The sequence below is a fragment of the Rhodococcus sp. IEGM 1372 genome (assembly GCF_030056835.1).
GTDB lineage: Bacteria > Actinomycetota > Actinomycetes > Mycobacteriales > Mycobacteriaceae > Rhodococcoides.
Window position 1 is genome coordinate 51,569 of sequence record NZ_JASHKS010000026.1, and the last position, 11,365, is coordinate 62,933.

An 11,365-nucleotide genomic window follows, 5' to 3' on the forward strand; every position below is an offset into this window, starting at 1 on the left:
CCATTCGTGAGAAAGCTCGATCAGACTGACTGAATGCCCAGTGCACGTGCATGTTCGATCAGGGCCCGTGCTCGCCCGAGACGGGGCGGATCGCTTCCGTCGCGTATCACCGACCCGCGGGACTCGAAATCGGCGAGAAATTCCGCAGCCCAGATCAGATCCGCGGAGGTGGGGCTCATCGATGTGTTGATCGTCGACAGGTGATCGATACCCACGCACAGCTTTCCCGTCATACCCAGCGCTACGGCGAGAAGCGCCTGCTCCTCGACCTCGGACGCTTCGACCGAGACCGTCGGCCCGTCGATCGGCCCCGGTAATTTGCCGATTCGACTGGCAACGACCAGTTTGTTCCTCGGATACGACATCGCGCTGTCATGTGCGCTTGCACCGGTATCTCGGCGGTAGTCACCACTGCCGAAGGCCAGCCGGAAGGTGCCGCGCGCAGCGGCGATAGCCGTCGACTCCTCGACACCGATCGCGGACTCGATAAGGGCGATCACGGGGATACTCCCACCGAGTCGATCGAAGGTCTCCGTCACTTGGGAGCTGTCCTCGGCCTTGGCCAACACGACTCCGCTCAAGCCCGATGAGTTGCGAAGCTGATCCACATCATCCGACCAGTGCTCCGACAAACGATCGTTGATGCGAACCCATGCGCAATTGTGGTCGAGCCAACTCGTGACATGGGTGCGCGCGATCGGCTTGAACCGTGCATCCACAGCGTCCTCGATGTCGAGAATGATTTGATCGGCCGACGCGCGAGCCGCGTCGTCGAACACATCGGGACGGTTGCCGTTCACCAGCATCCACGACCGCGAACGCTCCGAGCTCACCCGTGACTGCACAACATTGTGCTGCCGCATCGTCGTGACCTTCTTCCTGTCGAGGCCGGATCGGCGCGGTCCGGCCTCACCCGGTCCCGCGCTCCGCTCAGCTGAATCGCCGCGTCCATCGCAGTCTTGCATCTTATAAGACACTTCGCAAGGGTTTGTTTGGGTTGAACTTCGACTCCGCCACTAGTTGCTGCCCTCGGCACCGCCAGGAGCGTGGCGGTCGCCGGACCTGGTGACCACTCAGGGCTCCCGTTCCACCCATTTCCGTAGCCGCTTACTGGATTGCACCACCTGCGTAGCCATTGGTGGGACCACTCGAACATGAGCCGGGCGTGCCGAGGTTGCCACGTGCTCTCACTCGATTGAAAGCGTGATGTCGTGGACGATTGCATGAAGCTCGCGATCCGCTTCGCGACGGCGGGCGGGATGACCGGCTCGACAGCCACAGACCGGCCGTGCGGGGAATGCCCACGGCAGCCGTTGCCGCAGGTGGTCGGGCTGGTCGTATGTCCATAAGCGGCAACCTGGAGCAGGTCGCCGACACGGCCGCAGCGTCGAACTGTGCTGAGCCGGCATTTCCAACAAGTCGGTGCGCGAAACGCAATTTACGTAGGCGACTTCGGAGAATGCTTCGTCAGGGCGTAGCTCCTGGGCGATTGGGCCGACATCCATGTGAAACCTGTTTCGTTGCAACCGTTTCTATGACTGACCCGAGGTGTCGCGGGTATCGATGAGGCTAGTCAGCTCAGCCAGATCAAGTTGTGACACCCTCGTGACAGCGAGCCACACGCAGAGACCACCAACCAACCCGAAGACCGGGCCTGAGCTGCACGAATGTAGAGATGCGACGACGGAGAGAGCAAACCTTACGCGGATCTCAAATCCGCTGTCTCGGTTGTCCACTCAAATCCGTGGTAGGCCGCCGAGGTCTACGCTACCACCCGAAAAGCATTGTCTTGGTCCAGAAATCTGGATCCATATGGACTCTGGTGCCCCCAGTCGGACTCGAACCGACACTGTGCGGATTTTAAGTCCGCTGCCTCTGCCAATTGGGCTATAGGGGCCACCGCCGGAGACTGCCTCCAGCGGTGACGATCATATCGGGCTACTACTGCGCCGGGATGACCGGCGGCACGAAGTCGAAGGTCATACCGAGGAGCCACACGAGCAGCAGCACCACCGGGAAGTGGAAGATGAACTGCAGGAACGTGAATCCGATCAGATCTCGCGCTCGCAGACCCAGAACTGCCAGCAAGGGCAGCATGAAGAACGGGTTGATCAGGTTCGGCAGCGCCTCGGCCACGTTGTAGATCTGGACGGTCCAGCCGAGGTTCATCTGCACGTCGGTCGCCGACTGCATCACGTATGGTGCTTCGACGAGCCACTTGCCACCACCGGAGGGAACGAAGAGTCCGAGTACGACGGTGTAGATCGCGATGACCACCGCGAAGCCTCCACCGGATCCGATCTCGGTGAAGAAGGTCGCCAGATGCTCGGAGATCGTGATACCTCCCCGGCCCTCCGCTTCGGTCAGCATGGCCGCCATCGCGGCGTAGAGCGGAAACTGCACCAGGATCCCGGCGGTCGCGGGCACCGCTTTGCTGACCGAATCGAGGAAGCGCCGCGGAGTGCCGTGCAGTACGAGCCCGAGCATCAGGAACACCAGGAGATACCCGTTGAGGCTACTGACCACCGACAGCACCGGCAGCGTCAACAGTTGGGAGACAAGCCATCCCAGGGTCATCGCGCCGACGAACAAGGGCAGAATTCGACTGTACTCGAGCCACTCACCCGGCCTCGAACGCGGAGCAGGCTCGGCAACGGTGTCGTCGAGATCGACCTCCATGTCTCCCGCAGTCTTGATCGCGGCCCCCTTGGGAGCGGACACATGTGCGATGACGACCGTCAACACGATGATGATCACGCACATCAGCAACAACTGCCACGTGAAGATGGTCTTACCGAAGTCCAACACACCGGTGACCGAGAGCAGTGTTGCCGGAAGCGAACTGGCCGTCGCCTGCAGCTGCGCAGCCGAGGACGACATTCCCAGCGCCCACACCGCACCGAGCCCCATGAACGCAGCGGCACCCAAGGCTCGGTAGTCCACGCGGAGATCGTCACGCCGCGCGATGGCACGGGCCAGCAGTCCTGCGAAAACCAGCGATAGCCCCCAGTTGAGGAACGACACCGAGCAGGACAGTAGCGCCACGAAACTGACTGCACTGCTGGAACTCTTGGGTACCTGCGCCAATCGGGTGATCAATCTGGCGACCGGCGGAGATGTGGCCACGACGTAGCCGGTGAGAACGACCATCGCCATCTGCAGGGTGAAGGCAGTCAGATCCCAGAAGCCGTTTCCGAACGCGTCGACGACGTTCTGCGGAGACGACCCGTTGGCGAAAGCAGCGACAGCCACGACCACCACGCCGACGAGAGCGAAGATGTAGGCGTCGGGAAACCACTTCTCGGTTCCCTTGGCGAGCATCTGCGCGACACGCGCCAAACCTTTCTCGGCCGGTGCCTGTTCGGCCGGAATCTGCTCGGCGGGTGACGTCATCGGTGGTCCTCACCTCGAAGGAAGCCGTGACGTGGGCCACAGCACCTGTAAGGTTTCACCGAATCATGCAGTGATGCAACCTACATCACCGCAGACCGCATCTGCAGAAATGCAGATCAGATCTTGATGGACATTGCGATACCGTCGAGAATGTCGTGCTCACTGACCGTCAACGAGCTGACAGCACCGCGTCGTTCGAACTCCTCGGCCAACACACTGCACACAATGGCGCCGCCGCCGATGACGTCGACGCGTCCGGGGTGCATGGGGCCCAACGCACTTCGCTGCGTATGCGTCATGCCGATCAGCCGCTCGCACACCTCGAAGAGCTGATCGAACGGCACTCGCGACAGATGCACGGCGTCGGCGTCGTACTCGGGCAGTTCCTTGGCGATGGCGGCGATGGTGGTCATCGTGCCGGCAACCCCCACCCAGCTCGACGCGTCGCCGATCGACACTTCCTCGAACGCCTCCGCCAACTTCTCGCGGGCGTACTCGCGCGCACCGTTGATCTCGTCCGCGGTGGGTGGGTCGGAATGCAGGAATCGCTCGGTCAGGCGGACGCAGCCGATGTTGGCCGAGAACGCCGCCTTCACACCTTTGGCGTCGCCCAGTACGAGCTCGGTGGAACCGCCGCCCAGATCGACAACCAGAAAAGGTCCTGCAGCAGAGTCGAGTTCACCGACAGCGCCGGCGAAGGACAACCGAGCCTCCTCGTCGCCGGTGATCACCTCGGCCTCTGCACCGGGGATGACTTTGCCGAGCACCTCGCGCACCATCGAGAAGAAATCCTCGCGATTGGACGCATCACGTGTGGCCGAGGTGGCGACCATGCGCACTGCGGTGGCCCCGGTCTTGCGAATGATCTCGGCGTATTCGACCAACGCCACCCGGGTGCGCTCGATGGCCTCGGGAACGAATGCTCCGGTGGCGTCGACTCCCTGGCCGAGTCGCACGATGCGCATCTCACGGGCGACGTCGGCGAGGGATTTGCCGTTGTTGTCGGCGACGAGCAGGCGGATCGAGTTGGTGCCGCAATCTATTGCTGCAACCCTGGTCATTGTTTCTCCGCACGTAGTTCTTCGATGGTCGGCCAGTCGGCCGGAATAGCTTTGCCGCGCAACGAGTTCTCGGCGGCCAACGCAACCGACTCGTCACCCAGCGGGTTGACGCCCGGGCCCTTGGCCAACGAGTGCGCGATCAGCACGTGGAGGCATTTGACCCGATCGGGCATGCCGCCACCGCTGAAATCGGTTCCGAGAGATTCGATCTCGTCACGCTCGGCCAGATAGGACTGATGGGCGCGCAGGTATGCCGCAGCCAATTCCGGGTCGGTACCGAGACGCTCGGTCATCTCGCGCATCACGCCGGCCGATTCCTGCCGACTCGCCTCGGCCGTCAGCCGCGGGTCCGTCAAATAGAACAGGGTGGGAAAAGGCGTGCCGTCGGGCAGCTTCGGGGCGGTTTTGACCACACCCGGCCTTCCGTCCGGAGATCGGTACGCGATCTCGAGTACGCCACGCGGTTCACGTCCGAGCTGCGATGCGACCGCATCGAGATCTTCCTGCGAGACTGCCGAGGAATTCACCCGACCGGTCCTCCTTCTGGTTCTGGCACCGACGGCACGGCCGGTGCGGGTTCTGACTGTACGAGAGGCATCGGTGCGGACGTCGGCTCCGGGGGCGCGTCCGATCCCTGTGGCTGGACCGCGGTGTTCCACAATTCGGTGTACCACGGTCCCTTCGGAGTGTTGTCCACTGCGAGGTCCTCGGAGCTCGGCGAGTAGTCGCCGGGCAGCTGCACCTGATAGGGCGTCTCCCCCGGCATGACGAAACGCAGACGTTCGCGAGCGTCGGCCGCAATGCGCGACGGCTCGTCGAGTTGAGACTTCTGAACCTGCAGGCGGCTCACGTCGTCTTGCAGCGCCTGTCGTTCGGCCAACACGGATTCGAGCTCACTGCGTTGCGAGAAGTAGGTGCGCAGCGGCACCGCCAGCGTCAACGCCAGCGCACACACCACGACACCGAGAATAACGGCTCGTCCGGTGGACAGTCCGAAGAACGTTCGCTCGGGCATCTTGGGGCGGCGAACACCGACGCGTCGGGGCGCGGCCTTGCCGCCGACCACCGCGTCGCGCACCTGCTCGGAGGGTTCCGGTGGGGTGGCCTGCCGGCCGGAGGCGTTCGCGTCACGCGAGACGCCCCCGGCCTTGGACCGACTCGAAGAGGAGGAACGGCCGCGGGGTCGGGGATCACGTCCACCTGGACTGGTCCCGGACCTGCCGCGCCGTGCCATCATTCACTCTCCACTTCGTGTCATACGAGCCTGTTCGCTATCCCTCGTAATTGAACCGGGGGAAAGACAACTCGCCGGCGTAACGCGCCGCGTCGCCCAGAGCTTCTTCGATACGCAGCAACTGGTTGTACTTGGCCACGCGCTCGCTTCGAGCCGGAGCACCGGTCTTGATCTGGCCGCTGCCGACGGCAACTGCCAGGTCAGCGATGGTGGTGTCCTCGGTCTCGCCGGACCGGTGGCTCATCATCGTCTTGTAGCCGTTGCGGTGAGCGAGATCGACTGCGTCGAGGGTCTCGGTGAGCGTGCCGATCTGGTTGACCTTGACCAGCAGTGCGTTGGCCGCACCCTTGACGATGCCGTCTTCGAGACGCTCGGGGTTGGTGACGAAGAGGTCGTCGCCGACGATCTGCACCTTGTCGCCGATGGCCTCGGTGAGCGCAACCCAGCCGTCCCAGTCATTCTCGTCGAGCGGATCCTCGATGGAAACGAGCGGGTAGGCGTCGACGAGCTCGCCGTAGAACGCCGACATCTCCTCGGCGGACTTGGTCTCACGCTCGAAGGCGTAGCCGGTGCCTGCGGTGTAGAACTCGGTGGCCGCCACGTCGAGAGCAAGCGCAACGTCCTGACCGGGCTTGAGGCCGGTCTTGCCGATGGCCTCGAGGATGAGATCGAGGGCAGCCTTGGTGCCGGCGAGGTCGGGAGCGAAGCCGCCCTCGTCGCCGAGGCCGGTGCCCAGGCCCTTGGCCTTGAGCACGGACTTGAGTGCGTGGTAGACCTCCGCACCCCAGCGCAGCGACTCCTTGAAGGTCGGTGCGCCGATGGGGGCGATCATGAACTCCTGCACGTCGACGCCACTGTCGGCGTGCGCGCCACCGTTGATGATGTTCATCATCGGAACGGGGAGGATGTGCGCGTTGGGGCCACCGAGGTAGCGGAAGAGTTCGAGTCCGGTGGACTCGGCAGCGGACTTGGCGACCGCGAGCGAGACACCGAGCAGGGCGTTCGCGCCGAGGCGAGACTTGTCAGGTGTGCCGTCCAGATCCAGCAGAGCCTGGTCGACGGTGCGCTGCTCGATGGCGTCCAGGCCGATGACGGCGGGAGCGATCTCGTCCAGCACTGCATTGACGGCCTTCTCGACACCCTTGCCGCCGTAGCGGTCTCCGCCGTCACGAAGCTCGACGGCCTCGTGCTCACCGGTGGATGCACCGGAGGGAACGGCGGCGCGACTCAGCGTCCCGTCGTCCAATGCGACCTCGACCTCGATCGTGGGGTTGCCACGAGAATCGAGGATTTCGCGCGCTCCGACCTGCTCAATGATGGCCACGAATGCTTCTCCTATAAACGGGTACCGACGGACTGTGCCGGGTGCAAGACTAACCGCTCCCCTGTGATGTCCGCGATGCATGGAGGTCCTACGGCCTGGTGCCCACCGAGTACGCGGCCGCACGATCGCGCACATCCCGCAGATACTGACCCGACAGGTTGTAGGCCATCAACGCCGTCTCCCAGCCCTGCGCGGTCCGCAGATCACCGCCGCGCGCACACAGGTATCGAGCCGCGGTCAGCGCGGCGTCGTCGATGTTGTCGGGATCGGCGACGCCATCGCCGTTGGCGTCGACACCCCACTTCTTCCACGTCTCGGGAATGAACTGCATGGGGCCCATGGCCCGGTCGAACTCGGTGTCACCGTCCATGACGCCGCCGTCGGTGTCCGGAATCTCGGCGACGCCCGGTCCGCCGTCGAGAGGAATGCCGCGAATCGGCGGTGCGACGAGGCCGTCGGGCGCGACCGACGAACCCTGGTAGGTGCCGTGCCGACTTTCGATGTAGCCGATTCCGGCGAGCGTCGTCCACGCGATTCCGCAATCGGCATCCGTCTCGGTCATGATCGCGGCCGCGTGCCCGTACGACGCCAACGCGGTCACCGAAATGCCCAACGCTTCGGTCTGTGGTTCGGCCCAGGCGAGCAACAGATCGGCCGTCCGCCCGGGCGCGTTGAAATCGATGGCCGGCACTTCGGTGCCGGGGCCGGGCGGGATGCCCTCGGGAATCTCGCGCTCGGGTTCGCCGGTGCCGCACGCCGTCAACGCGAGAAGGACCGACGCTGTGGCGAGCACGCAGATACGGGAGATCACCACTCCATCCTGCACACGCAAGGTAATAGAAAGCTAAAGACAGAGATAACCCCTGGTCAACGCGTATTCGGGCCGGGTTGCAGGGTGTATGTTCTGGTCAGCCCTCACACATGAGGGTCGCCTACCCTTTGCGAGGGAAGGCGTAGCAATGTTCGACGCACCGCAGGAGCCTGATTCATGCCAGTTCTCGCCGCCGCAGGCTCAGCGCCGTCGATCGCCACCCAAATGTTCGGCAGTGGCTTGATCGGCCTGCGTGAAGGGCTCGAGACCGGCATCGTCGTGATGCTCCTCGTCGCGTTCCTCGTCAAAGCCGATCGACGTGACGCGCTCAAGTGGGTCTGGCTCGGAGTAGGCCTTGCCGTCGCCATGGTCGCCGCCATCTTCTTCGTGATCCATTACGGCACGTCCACCGTCACCGGGTTGACCGCCGAGATCATTGCCGGAGCGGCGTCACTCGTTGCCGTGGTGATCGTGACGGCGATGGTGCTCTGGATGCGCACCGCCGCGAAGAACATCTCCGGAGAACTGCGGGCGAACATGGAGAAAGCGCTGACCGTCGGGCCCGCCGCAGTGCTGACGCTGGCCTTCTTCGCGGTCGGCCGCGAGGGCGTCGAAACTGCGTTGCTCATGGTCGGCTACGCCGAGAACACCAACGGCAGTCTGTGGCCACTGCTGGGACTGCTGCTCGGAATCGTCGTCGCCGCCGTCCTGACGGTATTCCTCTACTTCGGTGCCGTGCGGGTCAACTTCGCGGTGTTCTTCAAGTACACCGGCATCTTCCTGATCGTCGTCGCCGCCGGGATCCTCGCCTACGGCATCCGCGCACTGCAGATCGGTGGAGTCCTCCCCGGCGGCAGCACCGTCGCCTTCGACATCACCGCACACTTCGACGCCTCGAGCTGGTACGGCACCGTGCTCGCCGGCATCTTCAACTTCCGGCCCGAACCCACTGTGTTCCAAGCGATCGCGTGGGTGCTCTACATCGTGATCGTCCTCTACCTCTTCCTCCGCCCGGTCCGCGTTCCCGCGACACCCGAGCCTGCTCTGCAATCCTCCTGAAAGGCACCACCACCATGCGTCGTACCACCTACGCTCTGGCCGCCGTCGCGGTTCTGCCGATGGCTCTGGCCGGATGCACCGAGAAGTCCTCCACCGAGGCCGCGTCGGGCGATATCGCCGTCACCGCGACCGACTCCTCGTGCGACGTCGGCGCTTCCGAGGGCACCACCGGGAACTCGACGTTCCAGATCACCAACAACGGCAGCAAGGTCACCGAGTTCTACGTCTACGGCGAAGGCGACCGCGTCATGGGTGAGGTGGAGAACATCGGACCCGGGCTGACGCGTCAGCTCATCGTCGCCCTGCCCGATCCCGGCACGTACCAAACCGCGTGCAAGGCAGGCATGGTGGGCGACGGGATCCGCGCCGACTACATCGTCACCGGCGACTCGGTCCGCACCGCAGGCGAGGACGGACTCCTCACCGAGGCCGCCGCAGGCTACAAGCGTTACGTCGTCAGCCAGATCGATGCATTGCAGGACACCACGGCCTCGTTCGTCACCGCCGTCAAGAGCGGAGACGTCGACGCGGCCAAGGCTCAATTCCCCATCACGCGTAGCTATTACGAGCGCATCGAGCCTGTCGCCGAGAGCTTCCCCGACGACCTCGACCCCCGCATCGATCTGCGTGAGCCCGATGTGGAGCCCGGAGCCGAATGGACAGGCTTCCACCGCATCGAGAAGGACCTGTGGACACAGGGACTGCAGCCCGACACGAACACGATGGCCGATCAGCTCGAGGCAGACATCACCGAACTGGCAGACAAGATCAAGGCCGAAGACTTCACCATCGACCCGATTCAGGTGGCAGGCGGCGCACAGGGATTGCTCGACGAGGTCGCCAAGACCAAGATCAGCGGCGAAGAGGACTTCTTCTCGCACACCGACCTGTGGGACTTCCAGGCCAACGTCGACGGCTCGCAGGCCGCCATCGCCGCCGTCCGCCCCATCCTCGACGAGCGCAACGCCGAGCTGGGCACCGCGATCGACGCACGCTTTGCCGAACTCGACGCAGAGCTCGCCAAGTACCGCAATGGCGACGGCTTCGTCTTCTACGACACCGTGACCGAACCGCAGCGCCAAGAACTGTCCAACAAGATCGACGCATTGTCCGCCGAAGTGAGCCAGGTGCAGGGTGTCGTTGCAGGACAATAAGACCGGCCAATTCTCCAGGCGACGCCTCTTCGGTGCCGTCGGGACCGGTGCTGCCCTCGTCGGAGTCGGCGCAATCGCGGGACACGCGACGGCGTCGGGTGCCGAGGTGCCGACATCGGATGTGGTCGAATTCCGCGGAGAGCACCAGGCCGGAATCGTCACCCCGGCGCAGGATCGCATGCACTTCGTCGCCTTCGACATCACCACCGACTCCCGCGACGAATTCGTTGCGCTGCTGAAGAAGTGGACTCTGATGGCCGAACGCCTCACCAAGGGTGAGGAGACGTTCGACGGCGGCGCGGTCGACGGCGGCCAGTACAACCCACCCACCGATACGGGCGAAGCTCTCGGTCTGACCGCGTCGTCGCTGACGTTGACCATCGGGTTCGGTCCGAGCATGTTCGATCGCTTCGACCTGGCATCGAAAAGGCCTGCGTCCCTTGCCGATCTGCAGCACTTTCCGGCCGACAACCTCGATCCCGCACGCTCGGGCGGAGACCTGTGCATCCAGGCCTGCGCCGACGACCCCCAGGTGGCCGTCCACGCCATCCGCAACCTCGCCCGCGTCGGCTTCGGCACCGTCTCGGTCAAGTGGTCGCAACTCGGGTTCGGCCGCACCTCGTCGACCTCGACCACCCAGGCGACGCCGCGAAACCTGTTCGGCTTCAAGGACGGAACGGCCAACCTCAAGGCCGAGGACCCGACGCTACTGAACGACAACGTGTGGGTTTCTGCCGACGACGATCAGGAATGGATGGCCGGCGGCTCCTACCTCGTGGCGCGTCGAATCCGCATGCTCATCGAATCCTGGGACCGCACCACGCTGAAAGAACAGGAGCGAGTGATCGGACGCAGCAAGGGAACCGGTGCGCCGCTGGGACAGAAGGACGAATTCGACGCCCTCGACTTCGAATCTCAAGGTCCCGAGGGCACCTTCATCGACAAGACCGCGCACGTGCGCTTGGCGTCGAAGGATAACCTCGGTGGCGTTCAACTCCTGCGTCGGGGATACAACTTCACCGACCGATCCGACGGCTTCGGCCACCTCGACGCCGGACTGTTCTTCATCGCCTACTGCCGCGACCCACTGACCCAATTCGTCCCGATGCAACTGGCACTCTCACGCAAGGACGCACTGAACGAATACATCCAACACGTCGGATCTGCGGTATTCGCCTGCCCACCCGGCGTCGAAGAATCCGAGTATTGGGGTTCGACGCTGTTCGAGTAGGCGGGCCTCGCCACCCCCCGTCCGCGTCAATGGACCCTTGCATTGCACCGCTCCCCGGAAGTTGGACTGAGTAATTCAGTTCCGACTACCGGGGAGTT

Annotated in this window: 10 protein-coding genes and 1 tRNA gene; 3 read left to right on the top strand and 8 right to left on the bottom strand. The window is 64.0% G+C overall.

Annotated features, from left to right (window positions below):
* Positions 1-20: 20 nt before the first annotated feature.
* The 8 genes from QM590_RS18730 to QM590_RS18765 form a co-directional block, all read right to left on the bottom strand.
* A complete protein-coding gene (locus tag QM590_RS18730) occupies positions 21-863 on the bottom strand; it encodes an HpcH/HpaI aldolase/citrate lyase family protein (RefSeq protein WP_269595963.1) in 843 nt (280 codons plus the stop codon).
* Between the two features lie 957 nt (positions 864-1,820).
* A tRNA-Leu gene (locus tag QM590_RS18735) sits at positions 1,821-1,897 on the bottom strand.
* 44 nt (positions 1,898-1,941) lie between these two features.
* Positions 1,942-3,393, bottom strand: coding sequence for a short-chain fatty acid transporter (locus QM590_RS18740; protein WP_269595964.1), 1,452 nt, complete (start codon positions 3,391-3,393; stop codon positions 1,942-1,944).
* A gap of 116 nt (positions 3,394-3,509) precedes the next feature.
* Entirely contained in the window at positions 3,510-4,454 is a 945-nt protein-coding gene (locus QM590_RS18745) for a Ppx/GppA phosphatase family protein (protein WP_269595965.1), read from the bottom strand.
* Positions 4,451-4,981: a DUF501 domain-containing protein gene (locus tag QM590_RS18750; protein ID WP_206490145.1), complete on the bottom strand. Its 531-nt coding sequence runs from the start codon at positions 4,979-4,981 to the stop codon at positions 4,451-4,453. The genes QM590_RS18745 and QM590_RS18750 overlap by 4 nt, the downstream gene beginning before the upstream one ends.
* Entirely contained in the window at positions 4,978-5,691 is a 714-nt protein-coding gene (locus tag QM590_RS18755) for an FtsB family cell division protein (RefSeq protein ID WP_269595966.1), read from the bottom strand. Before QM590_RS18755 ends, QM590_RS18750 begins: the two co-directional genes overlap by 4 nt.
* Positions 5,692-5,725: 34 nt before the next feature.
* Entirely contained in the window at positions 5,726-7,012 is a 1,287-nt protein-coding gene (eno, locus tag QM590_RS18760; protein ID WP_094639587.1) for a phosphopyruvate hydratase, read from the bottom strand.
* A gap of 88 nt (positions 7,013-7,100) precedes the next feature.
* The gene (locus QM590_RS18765; RefSeq protein ID WP_068046547.1) at positions 7,101-7,811 is read right to left on the bottom strand and encodes a lytic transglycosylase domain-containing protein; all 711 of its coding nucleotides are present in this window, start codon (positions 7,809-7,811) and stop codon (positions 7,101-7,103) included.
* Between the two features lie 189 nt (positions 7,812-8,000).
* On the opposite strand from QM590_RS18765, the gene efeU reads away from it, so the two are divergent.
* The 3 genes from efeU to efeB are packed head-to-tail and all read left to right on the top strand — an operon-like array spanning position 8,001 to position 11,267.
* Positions 8,001-8,882, top strand: coding sequence for an iron uptake transporter permease EfeU (gene efeU / locus QM590_RS18770; protein ID WP_269595967.1), 882 nt, complete (start codon positions 8,001-8,003; stop codon positions 8,880-8,882).
* A 14-nt stretch (positions 8,883-8,896) separates the two neighbouring features.
* A complete protein-coding gene (efeO, locus tag QM590_RS18775; protein ID WP_269595968.1) occupies positions 8,897-10,036 on the top strand; it encodes an iron uptake system protein EfeO in 1,140 nt (379 codons plus the stop codon).
* Positions 10,017-11,267, top strand: a complete 1,251-nt coding sequence (gene efeB / locus QM590_RS18780; protein WP_269595969.1) for an iron uptake transporter deferrochelatase/peroxidase subunit — start codon at positions 10,017-10,019, stop codon at positions 11,265-11,267. The genes efeO and efeB overlap by 20 nt, the downstream gene beginning before the upstream one ends.
* The last annotated feature ends 98 nt before the right edge of the window (positions 11,268-11,365 follow it).

What these genes read in the sequence shown, in the direction of transcription:
- QM590_RS18730 (WP_269595963.1), bottom strand. Translation starts at nt 863, where the DNA reads ATGCGGCAGCACAATGTTGTGCAGTCACGGGTGAGCTCGGAGCGTTCG.
- QM590_RS18740 (WP_269595964.1), bottom strand. Translation starts at nt 3,393, where the DNA reads ATGACGTCACCCGCCGAGCAGATTCCGGCCGAACAGGCACCGGCCGAG.
- QM590_RS18745 (WP_269595965.1), bottom strand. Translation starts at nt 4,454, where the DNA reads ATGACCAGGGTTGCAGCAATAGATTGCGGCACCAACTCGATCCGCCTG.
- QM590_RS18755 (WP_269595966.1), bottom strand. Translation starts at nt 5,691, where the DNA reads ATGATGGCACGGCGCGGCAGGTCCGGGACCAGTCCAGGTGGACGTGAT.
- efeU (WP_269595967.1), top strand. Translation starts at nt 8,001, where the DNA reads ATGCCAGTTCTCGCCGCCGCAGGCTCAGCGCCGTCGATCGCCACCCAA.
- efeO (WP_269595968.1), top strand. Translation starts at nt 8,897, where the DNA reads ATGCGTCGTACCACCTACGCTCTGGCCGCCGTCGCGGTTCTGCCGATG.